The following is a 25,092-nucleotide window of genomic DNA, read 5'->3' as shown; positions in this document are numbered from 1 at the left end:
CATCCTATTTTCTGGCGTCGCCGGATCTGCCTTTGTCTTTCGGGCCGTTACCGCTACCGCCGCCGTTGCCATTGCCGCCGGCATTGCTGTTTCCGCCGCCGCTACCGCCGGAGTTGCCGTTACCACCGGAGTTGCCACTCCCACTGGAGTTGCCATTTCCTCCGGAGTTGCCATTTCCTCCGGAGTTGCCATTTCCTCCGGAGTTGCCATTGCCTCCGGAGTTTCCTGCGCCATTCCTGCCGGCATTTCCATTGCCGCCGGCGTTGCTTTTTCCGTTCCCTTTAGGGCTCGCATTGCCGCCGGCATTGCTGTTCCCATTGCCCTTGCCGCCGCCGGCGGTACTGCGCTCGTCATTCGGCGCGCCGGATGGTGAGTACCCGGCGGCGCCGGCCTCGACATTGATGCGGTTTCCCGAGCCGCGTTCGATGACGAGGGCGGAGCCGACCGCAACATCCACCGCGCCCGTATCGGCGTTGATGGTGAGTTGCGCGCTTCCCGGCGCGACCTGAACCCGCATGGACGCCGTAGCGACGACGAGCCGAGTCCGCGACGCGCCCGTGCTTGCGACCGTAAGGGTTCCTGCGAACTGGGTCACGGCGGTCACGCCGTTTTTTGTCTGTTCGAGGCGGACGGCGCTGTCGGGCCCAATCGTCACGACAAGCCCGTCAGTGCCCATCGAGATGGTGGCGCGTCTGAGCGTGCGCAGCGTCGTTCCGGTATTGAGGGACGGAGAGGGTGAAACGTCAACCCAGCGTTGGCCATCGAGGGTCAGAATGGTTCCACGGCTGCTCTGTACCGTCCATCGCTCTGCCGCCGATACGTCTCCGGCTCCTACGGCCAAAACTGAGATCACGAAGACTTGTATCCAAAAAAATTTTGAGAAGACTTTGGCTTTCCGATGTTCACAAGTCGGCGGCCTGTCGAGCGTCTCTGTGGTCCAAATAGTTTCGCGCATCGACATCATCCATTCTGGCCGGAAATTTACCATTTGCTGCGGGTTTCGTGATCCTGCGGTGACCGCGATTTTATTTACGACGATAGAAACTTTATTACCGACCAGGGTCCGTAGCCACAGTGGCGACCAAAGCCCGTAACGGGCAGCACGGCGGATTGGTTATAAAAGTCTTAACGCAATCGGTAGTTTAGCGCTGGTGTGAGTAAGAAAACCAGCGTCACGTTGCAAGGGCAGGTCGCCCTGCAGTTCTCCGACCCCCCTGCCGGTAGCGCGCGTTTAGTAAGACGGCCAGTCGCCGTCAAAGACTTCACCGGCCGGTTTGTTGTTGGGTGAAGTGCAGGAGTAAGTAGTGATTGCGTCCCTGTATTCGCACCGCCGTCCGGTGGCTGTCGTGACGGGTGGTGCCGGCTTCGTCGGTTCCCATCTGTGCGAGCGGCTCCTCGCTGACGGCCTCGAAGTGGTCTGCGTGGACACCTTCGAAACGGGCCGGATGGACAATATCCGGCATCTTCTGTCCCACAAGAGCTTCAGCCTTGTCGAGCATGACGTGACCATGCCGCTCGACTTGCCCCATGCGCAGGTCGCCGAGTTTTACAACATGGCGTCGCCGGCTTCGCCGCCGATGTATCAGCGGGACCCGATCCGCACGCTGAAGACCAATGTCATCGGCGCGCTCAACGTCCTCGAATTCGCCCGCAGCACCGGCGCCCGGATATTCCAGGCGTCGACCTCGGAAGTCTATGGCGACCCCCAGGTTCACCCCCAGCCGGAAACCTACTGGGGCAATGTCAACAGCTTCGGTCCCAGGTCCTGCTACGACGAGGGCAAGCGCGCCGCCGAAACCGCGTTCTTCGAATACCGGGCCAAATACGGCGTGGATGTGCGGATCGCGCGCATCTTCAACACGTATGGGCCGCGGATGAGCCCCGAGGACGGACGGGTCGTCTCGAACTTCATCGTGCAGGCGCTGCGCGGCGAGGACATCACGGTCTATGGTGATGGCAGCCAGACCCGCTCGTTCTGCTATGTCGACGATCTCGTGCGAGGGATCGTCGCGCTCATGCGGGCGCCGGTGGCCCCGACGGCTCCGGTCAATCTCGGCAATCCCGGCGAATTCACCGTCCTCGAACTGGCGCAACTCGTCATCTCGATGACCGGTTCGGTGTCGCGGGTGGTGTCCCGGCCGCTGCCGACGGACGATCCGCGACAGCGCCGGCCCGACATCTCGCGGGCCGGGGAATTGCTCAGCTGGCAGCCCGAAATCGCGCTGCCCGTGGGACTGAGCCGGACGATAGGCCATTTCCGGGCCGAACTCGACAGCCGCGACAGCGCCAATGCGTTGCTGGTGGCCCTATGAAGCCGCAGATCCTCGTAACCGGCGGGGCCGGCTTCATCGGTAGCCATACCTGCAAGCAATTGGCGGCGGCAGGCCTGATGCCGGTCACCTTCGACAACCTGAGCACCGGTCACCGCGACGCGGTGAAGTGGGGTCCGCTGGTTGAGGGGGACATTCGCGCCCCCGAGGCGCTTGTGGCGACGCTTCGCCTGCATCAGCCGGCGGCCGTCATCCACTTCGCCGCCTCGGCCTATGTCGGGGAGTCGGTGGTCGATCCGGCCGTCTATTATCGCAACAATGTCGAAGGCACGCGTAACCTTCTGGAGGCGTGCCGGACGACCGGTGTGCGCGCGATCATCTTTTCGAGCAGCTGCGCGACCTATGGCACGCCCGACCGGACACCGATCACCGAGGACACGCCTCAGGCTCCGATCAATCCCTATGGGCGCACCAAGCTGATCGGCGAGCAGATGCTCGACGACTACCGCAGTGCCTATGGGTTGAGCTTCGCGGCACTGCGCTATTTCAACGCCTGCGGTGCGGACCCCGAAGGTGATATCGGCGAGCGTCACACCCCAGAGACGCACCTGATCCCCCGCGCGCTGATGGCAGGCGCCGGGCTGCTGCCGTTTCTGGAGGTCTTCGGCACCGACTATCCGACGCCCGACGGCACCTGCATTCGAGACTACGTGCATGTGACCGATCTGGCGCAGGCCCATGTCCTCGCGACGCAGCGCCTTTTGGCGGGCGGCGACAGCCTGAAGGTCAACCTGGGCAGCGGCAAAGGCCACTCGATCCGGCAGGTCCTCGATGCCATAGCGCAGGTCATCGGGCATCCGGTGCCCGCGGTCTATCGCGGCCGGCGCCCCGGAGATCCGGCGGAACTCTACGCAGATGTGGCCCGCGCCCGCGACGAACTCAGGTTCGTGGCGCAGCATTCAGACCTCGATACGATCATCCGTACGGCGCTGCCCTGGTTTTCCGAACAGGTGCGTCATGCCGGATGACCGCGCCAGGGTCTCGCAGATGCAACCGGTATTCACGGGAACGCTCGGCCGGATCAACACGCTGGGTATTGTCGTGTGGCTCATCTGTGCGGCCTCGTTCTGGATATGGTGGTTCCGGGTCGAACACTTCAGCGGCTGGATCTCGTTTGGTCTCGTCACCGCGTGCATCGGCTGGCTGTCGCTCAATCATCTCTACTATTTGATCGTCACCGTGAAGCCGCTTCGTCCGGTGCCCGAGGCTGCCGTGCCGGAGGGACTGCGGGTGGCCATGGTGGTCACCAAGGCGCCGAGCGAGCCCTTCGACGTGGTCCGCGTCACGCTCGAAGCCATGCTGGCGCAAGATATTGTTCATGACACCTGGCTTGCCGACGAGGCGCCGACGCCCGAGACCATCGCCTGGGCCGAAGCGCACGGCGTGCGTATCTCGACCCGCTTCGGCGTCGAGGACTATCACCACGCCACCTGGCCGCGCCGGACCCGCTGCAAGGAAGGCAATCTCGCCTATTTCTACGATCACTATGGCTACGCGCTCTACGACGTCGTCGCGCAACTGGACGCCGATCACGTGCCCGAGCCCGGGTACCTGCGCGCCATGGTGCAGCCCTTTGCCGACCCCACGGTCGGCTATGTCTCGGCCCCCAGCATCTGCGATGCCAACGCAGCATCGAGTTGGTCGGCGCGGGGCAGGCTCTATGCCGAGGCAAGCATGCACGGGACCCTGCAGGCCGGCTATAACAACGGTTGGGCGACCGTGTGTATCGGCTCGCACTACGCAGTGCGCACCGCCGCGCTGAAGCAGATCGGGGGGCTCGGGCCCGAACTGGCCGAGGATCACTCGACCACCATGCTGATGAATGCCGCAGGCTGGCGCGGGGTGCATGCTGTCGACGCGATCGCCCACGGACTCGGCCCCGAGACATTTGCAGATCTCGCCGTGCAGGAGTTCCAGTGGTCGCGGAGTCTCGTCACCATCCTGCTGCAGTACACGCGTGACTATTTCGGCGCGCTGCCGCTTCGGTTGAAGTTCCAGTTCCTCTACGCCCAGATGTGGTATCCGCTGTCGTCGCTGACCATGCTGCTCGGGGTCGCGATGCCGATCCTCGCGCTGGCCTTCGATTTCACCTTCGTCAACGTCTCCTATTTCGACTTTCTGGCCCATGTGCTGCCGATGTGGGCCGCCGCGACGCTGCTTGCCTTCGCCCAACGGCGCAGTGGTGTCTATCGGCCGGGCAATGCGCGCATCCTGTCGTGGGAAGGCGCGACGTTTGCCTGCGCCCGCTGGCCCTGGGTGGTTCTGGGCACCGTCGCTGCGCTCACCGACTTCATTGCCGGGCGCCGCACCGAGTTTCGCGTGACGCCGAAGGGGCAAGGCGGTGCCACCGACCTGCCGCTGAGCGTGCTGACGCCCTATGCCGTGATTTCCCTGGCCTCCGGGTTTGCCGCTCTCGCGATCTCGGGCCTCGACATTGCCAATGGCTATTATCTGCTGGCGACGTTCAATGCCGCGATCTATGGCGCGGTCTTTGCGGTGATCCTGTTCGGCCATTGGCGCGAAAACCGGATCGTGAGCCGCGGGATGCCGCGACTGATCCGGGTCGGCGCTGCAGCCATGCTCACTGTTGTGCCGGTTTCGGCGTCCGCGGCGCGCGGGCTCGACATACTCGACGCGGTCGCCTGGCGCTCCAGCCTGCGGTTTACCGAAACGCGCTTCACGCCTTCAGGCGCCGGCACACCGGCGCAGCGCAAACTCTATTTCAAGTTTCAATGGAAGCAGGACGACACCCCATGACCACATGCCAAGACCGACAGACCTCAAACCGGGGCCGCACTGCGTTGCGCAGGATTATGTTGCCAATCGCGGCAGCCCTGTCGCTGATCGGCATGGCGGTGCCAGCGAGCGCGACCGGCATGCTGCTGCTGAGCAAGGCGGACCGGGAGGGGCTCCCCAGGGGCACCGTGGCGTTGACTGCCGTGGATTTGCTCCGGATCTACGGCAACAAGACCTGGCAGTGGGGGACCGGCGGCGCCTATTTCGACGAGGACGGCCGCGCGTTTCGCGCGAGGACCTTTGGCGAAACCGGCGAAACGACCGCCAGGGGCGTCTGGCGCATCACCGACAGCGGCAAGCTCTGTTTCAGGGCGAACTGGAAAACGGGTGCGGAGGTGCAGTTTTCCGACACCTGCTTCCAGCATCGGCAGAAGGACGGCGACATCTATCAGCGGCGCCTTCCGGACGGCGAATGGTACATCTTCAAGCACGCCGAAACCCTCGAGACGGATGAGTTCACCAAGCTTGTGAGCAAAGATCTCGTTCGCGTCGTCAGCGAGTAGGCAAGTGGCAGGTCATGCGACCTGCAGAAAGAGTTTCCCATGCGTAAGCTAGCCAGCCTGACAGCCACTGTGCTCGTTGCCATGCTACCGGCCGCGGTCTTGGCGCAGACACCGCCATTCAACGACGGTCGCCCGGTCGCCGGACCCGACCCGATGGTCCTCGGTGCCTATGATCCGCATGGTGACTTCACCAATGATCCGACGCCCGAGATCGAGCATCTGTTCCTGCCCTGGCTGGACATCGAACTGGCTACGCTAGCGCTGGCGGATGACTATGCCCGCGAGCGGGGGCGCGACCTGTGGATTACCGTCGAACCATGGACCTGGGACCAAAGCCGGCGGATCACGCCGGAGGAGTTGCGCAATGGCATCTTCTCCGGCGCCTATGACGGGGTCATCGACGGGATCTGTGGAGAGATCGGCCGACTTCAGTCCAAGACCACCGTGCGTTTCGCGCAGGAAATGGAGGACACGACCGGTCGCTTCATCTGGTCGGACTGGGTGCCGGCCGACTACATCCGGGCCTATCGGTATTTTGTGGAGCGGTGCCGTGCCAGCACGCCGGGCAGCCGGTTCATGTGGTCGCCCAAGGGCGAAGACGGTCTGCAGGACTATTATCCCGGGGCCGACGTGGTGGACGACATCGGCTTGTCGCTCTTCGCCCTGCAGCAATATGATCAGGACAAGTTCGGCCGAGACCGGTTCTTCGCCGAGCGGATCAAGCCCGGCTATGACCTGACCGTGCCATTCGGCAAGCCGATCTATGTCGCCGAGCTCGGCTATCGCGGCAAGCGCTCATATGTCGAGCAGTGGGCCAGGGACTCACTGCTCAAGTATGAGGCGTACCCGGCACTGCTCGGCGTCGCCTATTTCAACGACGTCGAAGTGGTGCCGTGGGAAGCTCCCTATGGGCTGCCGGACTGGCGCGTGACCCACAATATCGTCGAAGAGAACTAGACCGAGCTGCGCAGGAAGCAGCGGCCCTTCTGGCCGAAGCCGCTCGGCGTGCAGACGTAGCGCGACGGGCCATAAACGCGGACCGAGCGATAGCCGCTCTTGGTGAGCTTGGTCAGCACACGATACTGCGCCGCCTCTGCCTGTGCGGCGAGGGGCAGGGCTGTGATCGTGGTGAACATGCCCGCGATCGCGAGTGCCAGGGTGACCGACCTGAGGCCGGAGCGGGTGAACTGTGTCATCTTTCGCCTCCGTCGAGGATCCCTTTCTGGGTCTCGTGTTCAGGGGAGGCTAAGCGGCGCGACCTAAGCGGCCATGCGGCTTTCGCGCGGCTTTTTAGGAAAGATCTCGTGACGCTCGAAAGGGTTCGGTTACCATGGGCCGTTCGTCTGTAGCTGGTAAGCCTGAGCTGCCGACTGGCGAAGACACCCCAAACGGGCATTGACATTCTTGCTTATCGCGGTAACGTTCCCACGACGCTGGGCATTCGAACCCGGGCCGGAAATCCGGCGGCGTCGAGGGATGGATTCATGAGCAAGAGCCGCAATCGCCGGCCGACAATAATTGATGTCGCAGAACGGGCAGGGGTGTCGAAGAGCACTGCTGCGCGGGCGCTGGCTGGCTCATCCAATATCACCGAAGAGACGCGCGAGCGGGTGCTGCAGGCGGCCGCGGCGGCCGGCTATGAGCGCAACCATCTGGCGGTCGGCATGCGCTCGGGGCGCAGCGGCATGCTGGGTCTGGTGATTCCCGACATCGCCAACCCGTTCTGGGCCGACGTGGCCCGTGGCGCGCAGGATCGCGCGACAAAGAGCGGGACGTCGCTGCTGGTTTTTTCGTCGGACTGGGATCCCGATGCCGAAACGGCGCATCTGCGCGCTTTGCGGCAAGCGCGGGTCGACGGCGCGATCATCAATCCGGTGGCGGACAATTTCGACGATCTCGACCGCTTCGGGTTGCCATTCGTCTTCATCGGCTCGAGTGCGGAGCGGTTTCCTGACGTGTCCAGTGTCGGCTCGGACATCACCCAGGCGGTGCAGCTGGGGCTGGATCATCTGGTGCACAAGGGACATCCGGCGCCGAGCCTGATCCTTGGGCCCAAATCTCGTCTCGCGCGTGCGCGCTTTCTGCGGGCCGTGCACGAGCATTGCGTGGCGCGCGATATCGATCCGGCGATCCTGGCGGTCGAGGATGGCGAGTATACGGTCGAGGGTGGACGCGAGGCGATGCGGCGGCTGCTGGCCCGTGACCATGTGGGCCACGTCGCCGTGTTCGCCGCCAATGACATGATGGCGCTCGGCGCAATGATGGCGGTGCGGGATGCGGGACTGAGCTGTCCCGACGACGTGTCGATCATGGGGTTTGACGGCATTCCGTCGGGTGAGTTTGCCTGGCCCGGCCTCACCACGATCGCCAAGCCTGGACAGGACCTCGGCGCGCGCGCCGTCGAGTGCCTGTTCGATGAAATCGAAGGACGGCCGGACCACGGCCGCATCTTTATGCCATGCCGCCTGATCGACCGGGGGTCCGTGCGCGACGTGTCGCACGGTGTCCGGCACGTCGCAGGGGCGGGGGGAGACTGACGATGACCGCACAGACACGCTCAGCGGCTCTTTCCGGTGTCGATGATGGGAACGTTCCCGCGCGTGCGCGCAGGGGGCGCCGGCTGCGGGTCGGGCTGCGGACCTGGTGGCCGTACTACGCGATGATGGCCCCTGGGCTGCTGTTCTTCTTCATCTGGCACTACGTGCCGATCTGGGAGGCCAAGATGGCCTTCGAGCAGGTGCGGATCATTCCGCCCAACATCTGGGTGGGGCTGAAGAACTTCCAGACGCTGTTCGCCTCGCCGGTGTTCTACCAGGTGCTGGGGAACACGCTGATTATCTCGACAATGAAGATCGCCTTCGTCTTCCCGGTGCCGATTGTCGTGTCGTTGCTGCTCAACGAAATCCGCAGCGGCAAGCTGCGTGGGGCGATCCAGTCGGCGATCTACCTGCCGCATTTTCTCAGCTGGGTGGTAATCGCCGGCGTCTTCATCGCGCTGCTGTCCCCGTCCGACGGTGCTGTCAACCAGGTGCAGACCGCGCTCGGGTTCGCGCCGGTAAGCTACATGACCAATACCGGCACGATCCGCTGGGTGCTGGTCGTCTCGGAAATCTGGCGCTCGGCGGGGTGGGACAGCCTGCTTTATCTGGCAGCGATTTTCGCTATCGACCAGCAGCTCTACGACGCTGCCGAAATGGATGGGGCGAACCGCTGGCAGAAGATCTGGCACGTGACCATTCCGGGCATGGTGCCGACCATCGCCACGCTGTTCATTCTCAACATGGGGATGTTCCTGTCCGCCGATCTCAACCAGGTCATCAACATGCAGAATGCGGTCAACGCATCGACCATCGATATCCTCGACACCTATGTCTACCGGCTCGGGCTGTCGACCGGCGAGTACTCGCTGGCGACCGCTGCCGGACTGTTCAAGGCGGTGATCGGCATGGTGCTGATCCTCGTCGCCCACCTCGTCAGCAAGCGGCTGACCGGCAAGGGGGTGTGGTGATGGCAGTCCGCACCATTCGGCGCACGCCGCTCGAGCGCCTCGAATATCTGATCATCGTGTCGAGCCTGCTGCTGCTCGTGGTGTTCACCTTGCAGCCGTTGCTCAACCTGCTGGCGCTCTCTTTCAGCGCGCCGGAAAATGTTGCCGGCTTCTCCGGCCTGTCGATTGTTCCGGATGGGTTTTCGCCGGACGTCTGGCTGCTGCTGCTGCAGCATCCCAACGTTCAGCGGGGCATCTTCAACTCGATCTGGATGACGGCGGCGAGTGTGATCATCGGCCTCGGCGGCACGGCGCTGATGGCCTGGGGCATGTCGCGACCCGGCCTGCCCGGCCGCCGGCTGATCTTCCTGTTCGTGCTCATCACCATCGTCTTCGAACCGGGCATCATTCCCGATTACTTTCTGATGAAGTCGATGGGGCTGCTCAACACGCCGTGGTCGGTGATCATGTATAAGGCGATCAACGCCTGGTACCTGATCATCCTGATCCGCTTCTTCGAGGAAATCCCGCAGGAGTTGCTGGAGGCGGCCGAACTCGACGGCGCCAACCCGTTCCAGACCTTCTTCCGGGTCGTGCTGCCGCTGGCACGGTCGGCCCTCGCCACCATCGCGCTGTTCTATCTCGTCTTCCACTGGAACGAGTTCTTCCGCGCCATGATCTACCTGAACGACCAGACCAAATGGCCGCTGCAGGTGGTGCTGCGCCAATTCGTCATCGAGGGCGACAAGGTCGCCATCGTCGGCGCCAACAACGTCAACAACAATATCGGCCTCGCCCAGATCAACATCCGGGCGCTCAAGGCCGGCATGATCCTCATCACGATCGTGCCGATCCTGGCCATCTATCCGCTCATCCTGAGGTTCTTCACCAAGGGCACCATGACCGGTGCGCTGAAGGGATGACGCGGCCTGCAACGACAAAGCATCAGGGAGGAAAGACCATGCTTTTGAAGACTCTTCTCACCACGACCACGGCGCTGGCGCTGCTCGGCGCCATCGCCGGGCCCGCACTCGCCGACCCGGTCACCGTGCGGCTCGTCAGCAAGGACCTGCTGACCACCAATCCGGATGACGTCAAGGAAATCGAAGCCATCGAAGAGGCGCTTGCGGCGCAGGGCGACGAGATCGACATCGAAATCGTCGACATGCCTGGTTCTGGATATGCCGATGCGCTCGGTATCATGCTGCTGTCGGGCGATATTCCCGACATCATCTACTTCCAGGGCGGCGACCAGAAGATGGCCGAGCAAGGGATTCTCGAGGACCTGACGCCTTGGATCGACGGCTCCGAGCACATGAAAGCGGCGCTGTGGCCGCACAATGTCGAGCGTCTCAAGAACTACCCCTATCTCGCCTACATCTATCCGCCGCGGGCACCGCAGCCGGTGATCCGCACCGACTGGCTCGAGCAGCTCGACATGGAGCCGCCGACGACTGTCGAAGGCTATGAAGAGCTATTCCAGGCGATCCACGATGCCGATCTCGATGGCGACGGCACGCCGGGCAACACGCTTGGCCTAACCGGCTACGGCAATACCAATGAGCTCGACTCCATCTTCAACCAAGCCTTTGGGGTCACCGGAACCTGGATGAAGAACGACGAGGGCGAGTGGGTCAATTCCCGCGTCACGGACGCCGAGAAGGCCAAGATCGCCTATTATGCGGAGCTGGCGGACAAGGGTCTGTTCGACAAGGAGTATGTCACCAACACGTGGGACGTGAAGGAAGACAAGTTTTACTCCGGCAAGGCCGGCGTCATCTTCGGCTCGTCGCCCGAGGTGATCGACATCTACACCGGCAAGATGCGCCAGGCACATCCTGACGAAGACATCTCGCTGACCCTGTTGCCCCCGCCCAGCGGCCCTGGTGGCCAGGGACTGGCAGCGGTCGACGTGGCCAAGGAGTCGCGTGGCTTCGCGATTTCTTCGCTCTCCGAGAACAAGGAAGCGGCGTTCAAGGTGCTCGACTTCATGACCTCCGAAGAGGGTCAGAACATCGACCGGATGGGATTTGAGGGCACGCAATACACCAAGGACGCGGACGGAGAGGTGACCTTCACCGACCAGATCTCGACCTGGTATGCGCGCTTCTTCAACGCTGCCAACTGGCAGCCGCCGACGCCGCTGCTGAGCGAGACGGCGCAAAAGGACCTCGACACCATCAAGTCGAGCTTCACGCCCGACAATGCCTTCGTGTGGCCGGCCGACTATGCGGCTGATGTGGACGCGACCGAGCAGGTGTACCGCGCCTGGGTGGCGAAGTTCATCACTGGCGAGGCTTCGATGGACCAGTGGGACGAGTTCGTCGCCGAGTACAATTCGGTCGGCGGCCAGCGGATGGCCGAATACGCCCGGACCGTCCTGGGCGAGTAAGACAGAGCACCAGTGGATCCGCCCGGAAGGGCGGGTCCATGTTCTTGAGTGTGCCGTCTTCAATTTGAAGGGGGCAGGGCAAGGGATTGCCCAACGAGGATCTGGAATGACCAAGACATTTCGCGGCCGGGTTCGGGCCATGATGTATGGTGTGGCACTGGGCGACGCGCTGGGCGCGCCGGTTGAAAAGCTGTCCGCTGCCGCGATCCGCGACCGATATGGTCGCGTGGAAAGCCTGAACACGCGCTGGCACAAGATGGACCTGCCGCCCGCGCAGCGGAACCATCGGGTCCGGGGCGACGGCATTGTCACCGATGACACGCTGATGATGTTGGCGCTGTGCGAGGTCTATGCCGAGGCCGGCCGGCATATCGATGCCTGGGATATGGCCGACGGCATGGTGCGCCAGATCGCCTGGACGCCGCGCTGGATTCCCGAGCTGCAGCGCGAGACGGTGCTGCTCGACCGGCTGTTCTATCCCGAAAAGTGGATCTTTCAGCGCCACCAACTGACCGCATGTGACCCGCGCCAGGGCGGGATCGGCAATATGGTCAATTGCGGCGCGGCGATGTACGTGGCGCCGGTCGGCGTGGTGAATGCGGCCAATCCTCGCGCGGCCTATGACGAGGCCATAAGTTTTGCCAGCGGCCACCAGGAAAGCTACGGCCTCGAAGCCGCTGGCGTGCTGGCGGCGGCGATTGCCGCGGCTTTCGTACCCGACACGACGATCGAGGCGGTGGTGGAGGTAGCGCTGTCGCTGGCCAAGGACGGCACCCGCGCCGCGATAGCCGATATCTGCCAGATTGCACGCGAATCGCGGGGCAAGGGCATGTCCCATGCCGAGGTCGTGGATGCGTTCCACGTTGCCATCGCGCCCTATTCTCCGATGGGCGATGACGTCAACCACAGGGCCGACAAGGCGGGACGTCTTTCCGACGCCTATCAGCCCTCGCGCCTGCGGGCGATCGAGGAACTGCCGCTGGCGCTTGGGTTCTGCCTCCTTAACGATGGCGCCTTCCGCACGAGCATCGTCGACGGCATCAACTCGGGCCGCGACACGGATTCAATCGGCGTGATGGCCGGCGCCGTGCTGGGCGCGCTGCATGGCGAGGCCGTGATCGCCGGTGACGAGCTCGAGCAGCTCAACGGCGCCAACCGCCTCGATTTGATGGCTTCTGCCGATGCCTTCGCCGACACCGCCCACATGATCATTTCCAGCGATCTCGCTGCTGCCCGCGCACGCGAGGTCGCCTTCGCCCAACTCGACCCCGCCTAACCTGAAAGCTTGCCATGTTGTCCGAAACGAAAATCCTCGAAAAGATCTATGCCGGCTTCATCGCCAAGGCCATCGGCGTACGCCTCGGGGCGCCGGTCGAGCCGACGATCTGGAGCTATGAGCGGGTGCGCGACACCTATGGCGAGGTGACGCAATATCTGCGCGACTTCCAGAACTTCGCGGCCGATGATGACACGAATGGGCCGGTCTATTTCATCCGTGCGCTGCGCGACTATGGCCTCGATTGCACCGCCGAGGACGTGGGCAAGACCTGGCTGAACTATGCCGCCGAAGAGCACGGCATGTACTGGTGGGGCGGCTATGGGGTTTCGACCGAGCATACCGCCTACAAGAACCTCAGGGCTGGCATCCCTGCGCCGCTTTCGGGCGCCATCGCGACCAATGGGACAACGGTTGCCGAGCAGATCGGTGGCCAGATCTTCATCGACAGTTGGGGCTGGGTGAACCCGGGCAATCCGGCCAAGGCAGCCGAGATGTCGGCCATGGCGGCAAGCGTTGCGCATGACGGCGACGGTCTGAAGGGCGCACGGTTCTGTGCCGCGGCCATCGCGACAGCATTCGAAGCGACATCTATCGACGAAATTATCGAGACGGCGCTGGCGCAGATCGAGCCGGACTCGACCTATGCGCGGGTCTGCCGTGCAGTGATCGACTTCCACGCCGCCAATCCAGATGACTGGCGCGCCTGCCGGGAGATGCTCGGCGCCGAGTGGGGCTATGACCGCTATCCCGGGGTCTGCCACATCATCCCCAATGCAGGCGTGACGATCATGGCGATCCTGTACGGGGCCGGCTCGCTGCCGCGCACCGCAGAGATCGCCACGATGGCTGGTTGGGACACCGATTGCAACGCGGGCAACGCCGCCGCGATCGTCGGCACATTCCAGGGACTGGACGCCAGCTGGGACAAGTACCGCAAGCCGATCAACGACTTCCTCGTCGCCTCGGGCATCGTCGGGACGATCAATATTGTCGACATGCCGAGCTTTGCGCGGGAACTGACCGTGCTGGCGCTGCAACTGGCGGGACGTGATGTGCCGGCGCTGTGGCTGGAAGACATGACGCGGCGCGGGCTGCGCTTCGACTTCGATCTGCCCGGAGCGACGCATGGGTTCCGCACTGCCGGGTTCAACCAGATCAGCCTCAAGCACTCAGACGAGCGCCACGTCGAAGATTCGCGCGGATCGCTCGAGATCCAGCTCGACCGGCTGGAGCGCGGGCAGGGCGGCCGAGTGTTCTGGAAGCCGTTTTATCGCCGCACCGACTTCGACGATGAGCGCTACCGCCCGATGTTCACGCCGGTTGTCGATGCCGGGCAGACAGTGCGCTTCAAGCTGTGGCTCGACCCGTGGAATGGCGACGGCAATCTGCGCGTTGCGCCCTATGTGCGAAGGACGATGAGTGGGAAGATCGAAGAGGCGGGTGCCTGGGATGTGCCCTCGGCTGAAGGCTGGCAGCAGTATGAGTTTATCGTGCCTGAGGGTGTCGAGGCGATCGACGAAATCGGCATCTCGATCGAATATTTCGGTCGGCTGAAGTTCCTCGGCCGGCTGTTCCTTGCCGATTTCGAGGTGTCGGGCGCGGGCCATACGGTGATCGCGCCGGAGACCGAGGTGCAAGAATGGGGGAGCATTTCCCGGTTTACCTACAACCGCGGGCACTGGACCAAGCAGGGGGGCCGGATCCACGGACATACCTCGGGCGATGCCGACATCTGGACCGGGCACTACTATGCCCGTGACGTAACGGTGACGGCCGATGTGCAACGGCTCGCTGGCCGGTCGCAACTGGTGACGGCACGGGTGCAGGGCACCGGCCGCTTCTACGCTGCCGGTTTTGAGGGAGACGAACTGGTCATCCTCAAGGAGGATTTCGGCTCGACCGTACTGGCGCGGACGCCGTTCGCGGTGGAGACTGGCAAGAGCTACGAACTGGCGTTCACGGTCGAGGGCGAGCACTTGCGCCTCGCCGTCGACGGCAAGGCGCTGCTGAGCGCCGAGGATGGTGCCTATCAATATGGCATGTCGGGGATCCGGATGGCATCGGCCGGACGCATCAGCGTCGGCACGATCGACATTCGCGAGACGGTACAGGCGAGCTAGCACATGCACAGCCCCACGCGTCACTTCGACCCGGCGGCCAGGGGGCCGCTGGACGGGATACGGGTCCTCGACCTGTCGCGGCTGATGGCCGGCAATATGCTGAGCCTGCAACTGGCGGATTTTGGTGCCGATGTCATCAAGATCGAACCGCCGGCCGGTGATCCGCTGCGCGACTGGAAGGATGACGGGCATTCGCTGTTCTGGAAGACCTACGGGCGCAACAAGCGGTCGGTGGCTTTGAACCTGCGGCAGCCCGAGGCGATGGCAGCGCTGTGGACGCTGATCGACGGCGCGGATGTGTTCATCGAGAATTACCGTCCCGGAACGCTGGAGAGCATGGGGCTGGCACCCGAAACCCTGCTGGCGCGTAATCCGGACCTGATTGTGGTGCGGATTTCCGGCTTCGGGCAGACCGGACCCTATGCGCAGCTGCCCGGGTTCGGGACGATCATCGAGGCGATGAGCGGCTTTGCCGACCGAACGGGATTTCCGGATCGCGAACCGGTGCTGCCGCCACTGGCGCTCGCCGACATGATCGCCGGTATCTACGGCGCCTCAGCGACGACGATGGCGCTGTTCGCGCGCCAGACGGGCGGGGCGCGCGGCCAGGTGATCGACCTGTCGCTGCTGGAGCCGATGTTCTCCGTCCTCGGGCCGGAGGCGGCGATCCACGCGGTGACCGGAAAGGTCAAGCAGCGGGCCGGAAGCGCGTCGAATACCGCGTCGCCGCGCAACGTCTATCGCTGCGCCGATGGCAAGTATCTGGCCTTGTCGGGCTCCACCCCGGCGGTCGCCCGGCGGATTTTCGAGATCATCGGACGGCCCGAGATGAACGAGGATCCACGCTTTGCAACGAATTCGGAGCGGGTGAAAAACCGGGGCCTGGTCGATGAGGCGGTGGGTGCATGGTTCGCGGTCCGCGACAGCGCCGAAGCGCTGGAGGTGATGCGGAACTCGGGTGCGACAGTCGGGCCGATCTACAATATTGCCGACGCCATGGCGGACCCACATTTCGACGCGCGTGAGATCATCGTGGATGTCGAGGACGAGGGTTTCGGCACCCTGCCGATGCACAATATCGTGCCGCGCATGTCCGGTACGCCGGGCGTGTGGCGTCGCCCCGCACCGGGGCTGGGCGAGCACAACGAGGAAGTGCTGCGGGCGGCCGGGCTCGATGATGCGGAAATTGCCGCGGCAGGCCGATGATCCGCTCGCTGCTCTATGTGCCTGCGCATTCGGCGCGATTTATCGCAAAGGCGCATGAGCGCCAGGCGGATGCGATCGTGCTAGACCTCGAGGACGCTGTTCCAGCGGAGCACAAGGATGCGGCGCGTGACGACCTTGCAGCCAGCGTCGCCTCGGTGCGTCGGGGTGGCGCGGTGGTGTTCGTGCGCATGAATGCCGGCAACGCTTCCGACGCGATTGCGGCCTGTCGCGCCGGCGCGGATGGCCTGTTCGTCCCAAAGGTTCAGCGGGCCGAGACGCTGACCGAGCTCGGCCTGTTGCTGGACCCTGTGGAACATGAATTGGGGCGCGGGGCGATGTCGTTCGTGGCGCTGCTCGAGGACCCGGCGGCGGTACTGGATGCGCGGGCCATTGCGCGCGCGCCGCGGTTGATCGCGCTCGCGCTGGGCGGCGAGGATCTGGCGCAGGTATTGGGCGGTCAGCCGACGCCTGAGGTGCTGCATTTTCCCAAGCTGATGGTGCATTATGCGGCGAAGGCAGAAGGGCTGCTGTCGTTCGGCCTGTTGCGGTCAGCGGCCGATTTCGCCGACCACACAGCGATAGAAGCCGCGGCGCGGGAAGCCAAGGCGCATGGATTCGACGGCGCGACCTGCGTCCATCCCGCTCTCGTGCCATTGCTCAACAAGGGCTTTTCGCCGAGCGCCGAGGACGTGGCCTGGGCTGAGCGTGTGCTGGCCGCTGCTGCAGACAACGCGGGTGCCTTCGTGATCGACGGACGAATGGTCGATGCGCCAGTGGTCGAGCGGGCGAAGGCAGTGCTCGGTAGGTATAGAGTAATCGCCGGAGAGCCCTGACTCGCCGCTCCGTGGCCGGCCTTTAGGGGCCGGTCGCATCCGATCGATGTGTCTATTCGACGATGCCCGGAATGGGGCGGTCCTTGTAGTAGGCGTGCAGCATGTTGACGTTGTGGGTGTGCAGCCAGCGGTAGGGCTCGTGGATTTCGAGTATGCCCTTGTCGATCCATGGGCCAATGACGCTTTCAAGATCGGCTGTCAGATAGTCGGGCTTGGGCAGGCGCAGCATGAGCTGGTTCAGGTAGTCCTGCATGGCGCGCAGGAAATCCCTTGCGTAGCCACCGTTGTCGATCACCTCGAAGCGGCCGTGGATGGGGTAGATGCGCTCGATGTCCAGCGACAGCAGCCGGTTGTAGGCCTGGGCCTGAATCGGCAGGTAGTATTCGCTGCCATTGTTGACGAAAAGGCATGTGTCCTCGCAGGCGTCCGCGGCGAGCAGGATGCGGTCGCGCGGCAGGTAGGCGACGAGACTGCCCAACTGGTGAATGAAGACTTCGGTGAGCTGGATCTCGATGTCCTCGAGCCACAGGGTCAACTGGCCGGTAAAGGTGCGGTTGGGCAGGACCAGCTCTTCGATCCCCGGGTTGTCGGGGTCGCCGGAGGGCTTCCAGATGTCGCCGCTTTTGAGCGCTTGGGCGTGCATCTGGATGCTCCAGCGGGTGTTGTCGGTACTGAAGATATCGCAGTCGCGATAAAGGGCGTTGCCACCGATATGGTCGGCGTCCCAGTGGCTGTTGATCACCGAGAAGGTCCTGATCCCCATGTCGCGCAGATAGCGGTCGATCCAGATCATCTGCTCCTTGTAGAGCATGGTATCGAAGATGATCGCCTTGTCGCCACGGAACAGCACATAGCAGCTCAGGCCAAGTTTCATGTCGATGTTGACCTTGATCCAGTCCGGGTATCCGGCGGTCTCGCGGCCATCGTAAAAGCACAGCAGATAGTCGTTGATTTTCGCCACGCGAATGTTCGGCGCGAAGGGCGGACGGGCTGAGTTGCGGGGGTCGGTGGTCATGGCGGGCCTTCAGTCACGCGGAAGCGGGAATGGCGGCTCCGGAGGGTCCGGGGCCGCCACAGCGTGTCAGTCGGCCCAGCGCACCGAGCCGAAGTCGATATTGCCCGGTGCGTAGGCGGCGCGCAGGTCGAAGCCAGCCAGGCCTTCCGGCGCGACCACAACGTCGTCGACGCCAACCATCGGGACGAACAGGCCGTTGTCGAAATACATGTGGCTCGCCTCTTCATAGAGCGCGTTGCGGGCTGCGACGTCGGTGAGCGTGCCGGCTTCGCCGACGAGTTCATCGGCGGCCGGGAGCGATGCCTTGTAGAAGTTGATCGGCGCCCCCGAGGTGAAGAATATCCCCGCCTGGTTTTCCGGATGCAGGGCGTCCGGGGTCAGCTTGCCCATGTAGAAGTCGGGGGCATCGGGATCTTCCGACAGACCGAAGGCGGCGCCGGATGGCAGCAGCTCGACGGTAGCGTCGATGCCGATACCGGCGAGCTGGGCAACAAGGATGTCGCCGACGCGACCCAGTGCATTGGCTTCCTCGGTGCTGATCGCAAGCGTCAATTCAATCGGGCCCTTTTCCGTCACGATCGTCTCGGCGGCCTCCATGTCGGTGGGGAAACTCACCGGCACCTCGGGGTCGAGCATGATTTCGGGATAGAGCGATTTTGCCGTGTGTCCGTACCCGTTGAAGACGTCATCGACCCACAGGTCCGGATTGATGGCGGTCAGGAAAGCCTGGCGAATTTCCGGATCACTCAGGGGGCTGTCCGGCTTGATGAAGCCGACGATCAGCGAGGTGCTGGGCGCCGTGGTGATTTCAAGTCCGGCGGGCAGACCGGCGAGTTGCGCCCAAGGATAGTTGGCGGGCACCGCGTCGGTTTCCTGAGCCTGCAGGTTCAGCACCTGCTGGCTGATCTCGGGAATGAGCGGCACCTCGACGGTCTCGAAGTAGGGCGCGTCACCATAGTAATCGTCATAGCGCTCAAAGGTGTAGCCCTGACCGCGCTCGAAGCTGGTGAGCTTGTAGGGGCCGGTGCCATCGGCATTGGTGTCGAGCCAAGTCGAGGCGTTGTCATCGCCCGCGTGTTCGGCAAGAGCGGTGGGGCTGATGACCTTGGGGCCCCATGGGCTGGCGAGACTGTCGAGCAGCGACGGCTGCGGCATGCCGAGGGTCATGACGACAGTGTGCTCGTCGGTCGCCTCGATGCTCTCGAGGTTCCACAGGAAGTAGCTGAGGATCAGTTCGCCATCGCGGCGGCGCTCGAAGGATTTGACCACGGCATCGGCGGTGAAGGGCGTGCCGTCATGGAAGGTGGCGTCTTCGACGAGATGGAACGTGTAGGTGAGCCCGTCTTCCGAAATCTCCCAGTCCTTGGCGAGCAGGCCGCGGATCTCGGCACTGCCGGGTACGTATTCGACGAGCCCTTCATAGACGTTGTTGATGGCCGCGAGGCCGTCCATTTCAAAGGCGTTGTCGGGGTCGAAGGAGTCGAAGTCGGTCGCCGTGGGCAGCCTCAGGGTTTCCTGTGCCTGAACGGATATGGAGGGCAGAGCAATGCCGAGTGCGAGGGTCGCAATGCCGATTTTCAGGCTGGTGGCGGCTGTTCGTTTCGACCGATTGTTTGATGAGATCATGATGTCGTTCCCTATCTAATCAAGGGATTGACGAGACCATCCGCGCCAATCCCACTGGCTACGAGGTCTCCCGGGCTTTTATCCCGCCGTGCACCCGGCGGACTGTGGTGTCCGCCGGTGGTGGCTCTCGGACCAGACGTGCTGCGTGACGCACCGGAACCCTAGCCACCAATCTCACGGTAGGTGATGCAAGCGGTGTGCCATATTTGCTCACCTGCTCAAGTGGTTGAAATCCAACCACAAAGGCAGGAAGTCGCAATTGTTTATCCAGAAAGAAGTGCCCGACATATGAGCGTTCGAGACAGTTGTGCTTAGTTTATGTGCGTCTGTGCGCATGAGGTATACAATTACTGCTCGAGTACGATGAGGACATCGCCGCCGCGGACTGCGCGGCCTGGCGCGACGCGGACGGATTTGACGTGGCCGTCGGCGAAGGCGGTGACCGGGATTTCCATTTTCATCGACTCGATGATGGCAACGGTGTCGCCGGCCTTCACCGGGTCCCCCTCGGAGACCAGCACCTTCCAGACGCTGCCCGGCACGGTGCTGGCGACGCCGGTGCAGCCGGGCGGGATATCCTCGTCGACAAGGGCAACGCCGTCTTCGGCAACGAAGCTGTCGAGGCCACGCTCTTTCCAGTCCTGACGTTCGGCGTCGAAGGCGGCCTGCTGGGTTGCCTTGAAGGCGGCGATGGGTTCGGCCTCGCGCTTCAGGAACCGGGCGTAATCGGCATAAGAGAATTCGGTCTGTTCGATCTTGATCGGATATTCGCCATGCGGGAAGGCGGCGCGCGCTTCGGTGAGTTCGTCGTGGCTGACCGGGAAGAAGCGGATCTGGTCGAAGAAGTCGAGCAGCCATGGCTTGCCCGGAAGGAAGTTGGGGGTGGTGCGCCAGGTGTTCCAGACCTGGATGGTGCGGCCGAACAGCTGATAGCCGCCCGGACCCTCCATGCCATAGATGCACATATAGGCGCCGCCGATGCCGACGGCGTTTTCCGGCGTCCAGGTGCGGGCTGGATTGTATTTGGTGGTCACGAGACGATGGCGCGGGTCGACCGGGGTGGCGACCGGCGCCCCGAGATAGACGTCGCCGAGGCCGAGCACCAGATAGCTCGCGTCGAAGACGATGCGGCGTACCGCATCGATATCGGGCAGGCCGTTGATGCGGCGGATGAATTCGATGTTGTCGGGGCACCAGGGGGCGTTGGGGCGAACGAGCTCCTGGTATTTTCGCATGGCGAGCTGGGCGTCGACGTCGTTCCACGAGAGCGGCAGGTGGACGATGCGGCTTGGGACGGTGATGTCCTCGACCGGCGGCAAATCCCGCTCGATATCGGCGAGTAAGCCCAGGAGCCGGGAACGCGACAGCACTGTGCTGTCGTAGTGGATCTGCAGCGAGCGGATGCCCGGTGTGAGATCGATGATGCCGGTTAGGTTTGCATCGACGAGCGCCTGCATCAGCACGTGGACGCGGAGGCGCAGGCCGATGTCGAGGATCATTTCGCCATATTCGACAAGGAGATTGTCGTCGCCCTGGCGGCGGTAGACGACCCGGATCGGGTCGCTCTCGTCGACGCCGACGATGGGTGCGCCAGCATCAGGGGTGGTCTGATGCACCGCCGGGCCCGCGACGGGATCTTCGGCGCGGTGCACCGGGTGGAAGCGGATGGTGTCGCCGGGGCGCAGCTGGCCCATCTTCCACAGGTCTTCGCGGGCAATCACCGCGGGGCAGACGAAGCCGCCGAGGCTCGGGCCATCGGGGCCGAGAATGATCGGCATGTCGCCGGTGAAATCGATGGCGCCGACGGCATAGGCGTTGTCGTGGAGGTTCGAGGGGTGGAGGCCGGCCTCGCCACCATCGGGGCGGGCCCAGCGCGGGGTGGGGCCGATGAGGCGGACGCCGGTGCGATCGCTGTTGTAGTGGACCTCGTATGTCGCGGAAAAGAGGTCGGCGATGTCCTCGGGCTGGAAGAAATCCGGCGCGCCATGCGGGCCGTAGAGCACCGAGATGTCCCAGTTCGCGGTGAGTGGTGCCGGGTCGGTCGGAGGCTGAATGCGCGACTGAGGGGCGCGGGCGAAGGTCAGGGTGTCGCCGGGCTTCAGCGTGCCGGTGGCATGACCGCCGAAAGCGCCGAGGCCGAAGGTGGCGCGCGAGCCTAGGATTTCGGTTGCCGCGAAGCCACCTTCGACGGCGAGATAGGCGCGCTGTCCCGCACCGGTGATGTCGCCGATGGCGAGGGTCTGACCCGGGGCGACGTCGAACGCTTCGTCGTGCGGCATCGCGGTGCCATCGACAAGGGCCGGCATGTTGGCGCCGGCGATGGCGACGCGGGCCGCGGCGTGAAAGCGGAGCGTGGGGCCAGAGACGGTCATTTCGAGCGCAACGGTTTCGTCGGCATTGCCGACCAGCCGGTTGGCCTGGCGAAAACTCTTCGCATCCATCGGGCCGCTGGGCGGCACGCCGACGTGCCACAGGTGCAGGCGGCCAGGCAGATCCTGCAGTGAGGACTGGGCGCCGGGCAGCAGCACATCGATGCTGTCGGCGACGAAGGCGAAATCCCGCAGGGCTGTGGTCGCGACCTTGCCAGACGCAAGGAGGTCTGACGCGGCGATGGCGCGCAGATAGCCCAGGTTGGTTTCGATGCCGGCGACGGTGCTGTCGGTCAGTGCCTGCTGCAGCGCCGTAATGGCGCTGGCCCGGTCGGGGCCGGTAACGATGATCTTGGCCAGCATGGGATCGTAGAAGGGGGTCACGACCGTGCCAGTGGATATCCAGCCATCGATGCGGGCCGTCGACGGGAAGCTGACTTCGGTCAGCCGGCCGGCGCTCGGCTGGAAATTGGCATTGGGCTTTTCGGCATAGAGCCGGGCCTCGATCGCTGCGCCCTTGGGGGTGAGCGGACCAGCGGTGCCGATGACGTTCTCGCCGGCGGCCTGGCGGATCATCCAGGCGACGAGATCGATGCCGAAGACGGCTTCGGTGACCGGGTGTTCGACCTGCAGGCGGGTGTTGACCTCGAGGAAATAGAATTCTTCGCGGTCTGGATCGTAGATGAACTCGACGGTGCCGGCGGAGAGGTAGGAGACCGCCTTGCCGAGGTCGGTCGCGGCCTGATGGAGGCGGGCGCGCACGGCGTCGGAAAGCAGCGGCGCCGGGGTCTCCTCGATGACCTTCTGGTTGCGGCGCTGCAGCGAGCAGTCGCGCTCGCCGAGCGCGATGACCTGGCCCTTGCCGTCGCCGAAGAGCTGCACCTCGACATGCCGGGCGTCGGCGACGAAACGCTCGAGATAAACGCGGGCATCGCCGAAACTGGCGTTGGCGGTGCGCTGCACCGAAGCAAAGCTGGCGGCGAGCGCCTCGGCGTCGGGGCACAGCTGCATGCCAATGCCGCCACCGCCGGCGGTGCTTTTCAGCATGACCGGGTAACCGATGGCCTGGGCAGCGGCGAGCGCCTGATCGCTATCGGTCAGGAGGTCCGAACCGGGCAGTAGAGGCACGCCGGAAGCGCGGGCGATCTCTCGGGCCCGGTGCTTCAGACCGAAGGCTTCGATGTGTTCGGGGCGAGGACCGATGAAGGTGATGCCTTCGGCGGCGAGACGTTGGGCAAAGCCGATGTTTTCGCTGAGGAACCCGTAACCGGGATGTACCGCGTCGGCGCCGGTGGCGCGGCAGGCGGCGACGACGGCGTCGATATCGAGATAGCTCTCTGTGGCGGGCGCCGGACCGAGGCGCACCGCCTCGTCGGCCAGCGTGACGGCAGGCGTCGCCCGGTCGGCGTCGGAATAGACGGCGACGGACGCGATGCCCATCTGCTTGAGCGTCCTGATGATCCGGACGGCGATCTCGCCGCGATTAGCGACGAGGACCTTGCTGAACATGGCTAGACTCCAGGCAATTTTGCTTTTGCCAGGTCGTCCCGGCCGGGGCCCGCCTCGAGAACCGGGCCGTCCCGGTCGGGGCTGAATGGAGCAGGGCCACCCGCGATGCGGTGCGGCCAGATCGTGGTATCGCGGCTGAGACTGGCGCCGTAGCGCTCGCGCTCTTCGGGACGATCGCGTGGACGCTCGAAGGCGATGACACGGTTGGCGAGGGTGAAGGCTTCGCGCATGTCGTGGGTGACCATGACGACGGTCAGCGGCGTCTCGTGCCAGAGGCGCTTCATCAGCACATGGATGTCGGCGCGGATGCCGGGGTCGAGGGCGCCGAATGGCTCGTCGAGCAAGAGGACCTTCGGCTGGGTCGCAAGCGCCTGGGCTAGCGCCAGACGCTGCTGCATGCCGCCGGACAACTGCGCCGGGTATTTGTCTTCGGCGCCGGCGAGACCGACGTCGGCGATCCACTGGCGACAGCGCTCGATGGCCTCGCGCCGGGCGGCGCCGCGCAGTCGGATGCGGGTGTTGGAGTCGAGCAGTTCGAGCCCGAGCAGCACGTTGCCGAGGACGGTCAGATGGGGAAAGACCGAGTAGCGCTGGAAGACGACGCCGCGGTCTGGTCCGGGCTCACCGGACAGCGGCGTGCCATCGAGGGTGATCGTGCCGCGGGTCGGGCGTTCGTCGCCGAGCAGCATGCGCAGAAACGTGCTCTTGCCGCAGCCGGAAGGGCCGACCAGCGCGATGAAGGCGCGGGATTCGATGGTGAGCGAGATGCGCTCGAGGACGATCTGGTCGTCGTATTCCTTCCAGACGTCGTTGATCTCGATACGGCTCATGATGCGCTCACCCGGGCCCAGGGAAAGGCGCTGTCCCGAAGCCAGTCGAGCGCGAGGTTCATCAGCACGGCGAGCAGCGTGATCCAGGCGACATAGGTGAAGATGACATCCATCGACAGATAGCGACGGACGAGGAAGATGCGATAGCCGAGCCCGGAATCCGACGAGATGGCTTCGGCGGCGATGAGGAACAGCCAGGCCGGACCGAGTTGCAGCTTCAGCGCCGTCAACAGGCGCGGCAGGACCTGGGGCAGCACGACCCGCATGCCGATTTGCCAGGACGAGCCGCCAAGCGTCTGGGCCTTGACCATCTGCTCGTGCGGCAGGTCGCGTACGGTGAAAGCAAGGTCGCGCATCAGGATGGGGGTGATGCCGATGACGATGAGCGCGATCTTGGCGGTTTCGCCCAGGCCCATGATGATGAAGAGGATCGGTAGCAGCGCCAGGGGCGGCACCATGGAAACGACAGCAATGAACGGGGCAAGGACGGCGCGGACATAGGGAAACATGCCGACGACCATGCCGGTCACCAGGGCGATGACGGTCGCGATTGCAATGCTGGCGCCGAGGCGGCCGAGACTGGCCAGTGTGTCGGAGAGCATGAGCAGTTCGCCGGTCCGGGTGTCAGGCACGAAGGCCATGCGATTGATCGCATCGGCGAAGGCCGTGAGGCCGGGCAGCAGTTTGTCGCTGGGATTATCGGCAAGACGCGCCGCCGAACCCATCATGTAGGCGATGATGACGATGACGAAGGGCAGCGTCGCAAGCGCGACCTGCAGCGGGCGCGAGGGGCGGGC

Annotated in this window: 20 protein-coding genes and 1 riboswitch; of the genes, 13 read left to right on the top strand and 7 right to left on the bottom strand. The window is 64.1% G+C overall.

Annotated elements, in window-relative coordinates; translation table 11 throughout:
* Positions 1–4: 4 nt before the first annotated feature.
* Entirely contained in the window at positions 5–955 is a 951-nt protein-coding gene (locus tag ACN0TK_RS06105; RefSeq protein WP_417308577.1) for a hypothetical protein, read from the bottom strand.
* Positions 956–1,304: 349 nt separating this feature from the next.
* On the opposite strand from ACN0TK_RS06105, the gene ACN0TK_RS06100 reads away from it, so the two are divergent.
* The 5 genes from ACN0TK_RS06100 to ACN0TK_RS06080 are packed head-to-tail and all read left to right on the top strand — an operon-like array spanning position 1,305 to position 6,586.
* On the top strand, positions 1,305–2,312 hold the full coding sequence (locus tag ACN0TK_RS06100; protein ID WP_417308576.1) for a UDP-glucuronic acid decarboxylase family protein: 1,008 nt from the start codon (positions 1,305–1,307) through the stop codon (positions 2,310–2,312).
* A complete protein-coding gene (gene galE, locus ACN0TK_RS06095; RefSeq protein ID WP_417308575.1) occupies positions 2,309–3,298 on the top strand; it encodes a UDP-glucose 4-epimerase GalE in 990 nt (329 codons plus the stop codon). The genes ACN0TK_RS06100 and galE overlap by 4 nt, the downstream gene beginning before the upstream one ends.
* Positions 3,299–3,317: 19 nt before the next feature.
* Positions 3,318–5,087: a glycosyltransferase gene (locus tag ACN0TK_RS06090; RefSeq protein ID WP_417308574.1), complete on the top strand. Its 1,770-nt coding sequence runs from the start codon at positions 3,318–3,320 to the stop codon at positions 5,085–5,087.
* 56 nt (positions 5,088–5,143) lie between these two features.
* Positions 5,144–5,629, top strand: a complete 486-nt coding sequence (locus ACN0TK_RS06085) for a DUF995 domain-containing protein (protein WP_417308573.1) — start codon at positions 5,144–5,146, stop codon at positions 5,627–5,629.
* Between the two features lie 39 nt (positions 5,630–5,668).
* The gene (locus ACN0TK_RS06080) at positions 5,669–6,586 is read left to right on the top strand and encodes a beta-mannosidase (protein ID WP_417308572.1); all 918 of its coding nucleotides are present in this window, start codon (positions 5,669–5,671) and stop codon (positions 6,584–6,586) included.
* Here ACN0TK_RS06080 and ACN0TK_RS06075 read toward each other — a convergent pair.
* Entirely contained in the window at positions 6,583–6,825 is a 243-nt protein-coding gene (locus ACN0TK_RS06075; protein ID WP_417308571.1) for a hypothetical protein, read from the bottom strand. The two genes, ACN0TK_RS06080 and ACN0TK_RS06075, sit on opposite strands and share 4 nt — an antisense overlap.
* A 288-nt stretch (positions 6,826–7,113) precedes the next feature.
* On the opposite strand from ACN0TK_RS06075, the gene ACN0TK_RS06070 reads away from it, so the two are divergent.
* From ACN0TK_RS06070 to ACN0TK_RS06035, 8 genes are all read left to right on the top strand, one after another.
* A complete protein-coding gene (locus ACN0TK_RS06070) occupies positions 7,114–8,166 on the top strand; it encodes a LacI family DNA-binding transcriptional regulator (RefSeq protein WP_417308570.1) in 1,053 nt (350 codons plus the stop codon).
* A 2-nt stretch (positions 8,167–8,168) separates the two neighbouring features.
* Positions 8,169–9,137: an ABC transporter permease gene (locus ACN0TK_RS06065; RefSeq protein WP_417308569.1), complete on the top strand. Its 969-nt coding sequence runs from the start codon at positions 8,169–8,171 to the stop codon at positions 9,135–9,137.
* Entirely contained in the window at positions 9,137–10,039 is a 903-nt protein-coding gene (locus tag ACN0TK_RS06060) for a carbohydrate ABC transporter permease (RefSeq protein WP_417308568.1), read from the top strand. The genes ACN0TK_RS06065 and ACN0TK_RS06060 overlap by 1 nt, the downstream gene beginning before the upstream one ends.
* 38 nt (positions 10,040–10,077) lie before the next feature.
* On the top strand, positions 10,078–11,508 hold the full coding sequence (locus ACN0TK_RS06055; RefSeq protein WP_417308567.1) for an extracellular solute-binding protein: 1,431 nt from the start codon (positions 10,078–10,080) through the stop codon (positions 11,506–11,508).
* Positions 11,509–11,614: 106 nt separating this feature from the next.
* Positions 11,615–12,784, top strand: a complete 1,170-nt coding sequence (locus ACN0TK_RS06050) for an ADP-ribosylglycohydrolase family protein (protein WP_417308566.1) — start codon at positions 11,615–11,617, stop codon at positions 12,782–12,784.
* A gap of 14 nt (positions 12,785–12,798) precedes the next feature.
* The gene (locus tag ACN0TK_RS06045) at positions 12,799–14,907 is read left to right on the top strand and encodes an ADP-ribosylglycohydrolase family protein (protein WP_417308565.1); all 2,109 of its coding nucleotides are present in this window, start codon (positions 12,799–12,801) and stop codon (positions 14,905–14,907) included.
* 3 nt (positions 14,908–14,910) lie between these two features.
* Positions 14,911–16,113 (top strand): CaiB/BaiF CoA transferase family protein, encoded by a 1,203-nt coding sequence (locus tag ACN0TK_RS06040; protein WP_417308564.1) that lies wholly within the window; start codon positions 14,911–14,913, stop codon positions 16,111–16,113.
* Positions 16,110–16,946 (top strand): HpcH/HpaI aldolase/citrate lyase family protein, encoded by an 837-nt coding sequence (locus ACN0TK_RS06035; protein ID WP_417308563.1) that lies wholly within the window; start codon positions 16,110–16,112, stop codon positions 16,944–16,946. The genes ACN0TK_RS06040 and ACN0TK_RS06035 overlap by 4 nt, the downstream gene beginning before the upstream one ends.
* A 52-nt stretch (positions 16,947–16,998) precedes the next feature.
* Here ACN0TK_RS06035 and ACN0TK_RS06030 read toward each other — a convergent pair whose 3' ends face one another.
* The 5 genes from ACN0TK_RS06030 to ACN0TK_RS06010 form a co-directional block, all read right to left on the bottom strand.
* Positions 16,999–17,961: an MBL fold metallo-hydrolase gene (locus tag ACN0TK_RS06030; protein WP_417308562.1), complete on the bottom strand. Its 963-nt coding sequence runs from the start codon at positions 17,959–17,961 to the stop codon at positions 16,999–17,001.
* Between the two features lie 66 nt (positions 17,962–18,027).
* Positions 18,028–19,587, bottom strand: coding sequence for an ABC transporter substrate-binding protein (locus ACN0TK_RS06025; RefSeq protein WP_417308561.1), 1,560 nt, complete (start codon positions 19,585–19,587; stop codon positions 18,028–18,030).
* Positions 19,588–19,652: 65 nt separating this feature from the next.
* Positions 19,653–19,763: riboswitch (guanidine-I (ykkC/yxkD leader) on the bottom strand.
* A 171-nt stretch (positions 19,764–19,934) separates the two neighbouring features.
* Positions 19,935–23,465, bottom strand: coding sequence for an urea carboxylase (gene uca, locus ACN0TK_RS06020; protein WP_417308560.1), 3,531 nt, complete (start codon positions 23,463–23,465; stop codon positions 19,935–19,937).
* A gap of 2 nt (positions 23,466–23,467) precedes the next feature.
* On the bottom strand, positions 23,468–24,295 hold the full coding sequence (locus ACN0TK_RS06015) for an ABC transporter ATP-binding protein (protein ID WP_417308559.1): 828 nt from the start codon (positions 24,293–24,295) through the stop codon (positions 23,468–23,470).
* Positions 24,292–25,092: ABC transporter permease (locus ACN0TK_RS06010; RefSeq protein WP_417308558.1), on the bottom strand; the 801-nt coding region annotated here is incomplete at its 5' end. The genes ACN0TK_RS06015 and ACN0TK_RS06010, both read right to left, overlap by 4 nt.

The organism is Devosia sp. (assembly GCF_048261455.1).
Lineage (GTDB): Bacteria > Pseudomonadota > Alphaproteobacteria > Rhizobiales > Devosiaceae > Devosia_A.
Note: the sequence above shows the minus strand (reverse complement) of the source record. Positions and strands in the feature narration are given on the sequence as shown.

What these genes read in the sequence shown, in the direction of transcription:
- ACN0TK_RS06040 (WP_417308564.1), top strand. Translation starts at nt 14,911, where the DNA reads ATGCACAGCCCCACGCGTCACTTCGACCCGGCGGCCAGGGGGCCGCTG.
- ACN0TK_RS06030 (WP_417308562.1), bottom strand. Translation starts at nt 17,961, where the DNA reads ATGACCACCGACCCCCGCAACTCAGCCCGTCCGCCCTTCGCGCCGAAC.
- ACN0TK_RS06060 (WP_417308568.1), top strand. Translation starts at nt 9,137, where the DNA reads ATGGCAGTCCGCACCATTCGGCGCACGCCGCTCGAGCGCCTCGAATAT.
- ACN0TK_RS06090 (WP_417308574.1), top strand. Translation starts at nt 3,318, where the DNA reads ATGCAACCGGTATTCACGGGAACGCTCGGCCGGATCAACACGCTGGGT.
- ACN0TK_RS06105 (WP_417308577.1), bottom strand. Translation starts at nt 955, where the DNA reads ATGCGCGAAACTATTTGGACCACAGAGACGCTCGACAGGCCGCCGACT.
- ACN0TK_RS06045 (WP_417308565.1), top strand. Translation starts at nt 12,799, where the DNA reads ATGTTGTCCGAAACGAAAATCCTCGAAAAGATCTATGCCGGCTTCATC.
- ACN0TK_RS06050 (WP_417308566.1), top strand. Translation starts at nt 11,615, where the DNA reads ATGACCAAGACATTTCGCGGCCGGGTTCGGGCCATGATGTATGGTGTG.
- ACN0TK_RS06085 (WP_417308573.1), top strand. Translation starts at nt 5,144, where the DNA reads ATGTTGCCAATCGCGGCAGCCCTGTCGCTGATCGGCATGGCGGTGCCA.
- ACN0TK_RS06025 (WP_417308561.1), bottom strand. Translation starts at nt 19,587, where the DNA reads ATGATCTCATCAAACAATCGGTCGAAACGAACAGCCGCCACCAGCCTG.
- ACN0TK_RS06075 (WP_417308571.1), bottom strand. Translation starts at nt 6,825, where the DNA reads ATGACACAGTTCACCCGCTCCGGCCTCAGGTCGGTCACCCTGGCACTC.
- uca (WP_417308560.1), bottom strand. Translation starts at nt 23,465, where the DNA reads ATGTTCAGCAAGGTCCTCGTCGCTAATCGCGGCGAGATCGCCGTCCGG.
- ACN0TK_RS06015 (WP_417308559.1), bottom strand. Translation starts at nt 24,295, where the DNA reads ATGAGCCGTATCGAGATCAACGACGTCTGGAAGGAATACGACGACCAG.
- ACN0TK_RS06055 (WP_417308567.1), top strand. Translation starts at nt 10,078, where the DNA reads ATGCTTTTGAAGACTCTTCTCACCACGACCACGGCGCTGGCGCTGCTC.
- ACN0TK_RS06065 (WP_417308569.1), top strand. Translation starts at nt 8,169, where the DNA reads ATGACCGCACAGACACGCTCAGCGGCTCTTTCCGGTGTCGATGATGGG.
- ACN0TK_RS06080 (WP_417308572.1), top strand. Translation starts at nt 5,669, where the DNA reads ATGCGTAAGCTAGCCAGCCTGACAGCCACTGTGCTCGTTGCCATGCTA.
- ACN0TK_RS06035 (WP_417308563.1), top strand. Translation starts at nt 16,110, where the DNA reads ATGATCCGCTCGCTGCTCTATGTGCCTGCGCATTCGGCGCGATTTATC.
- galE (WP_417308575.1), top strand. Translation starts at nt 2,309, where the DNA reads ATGAAGCCGCAGATCCTCGTAACCGGCGGGGCCGGCTTCATCGGTAGC.
- ACN0TK_RS06070 (WP_417308570.1), top strand. Translation starts at nt 7,114, where the DNA reads ATGAGCAAGAGCCGCAATCGCCGGCCGACAATAATTGATGTCGCAGAA.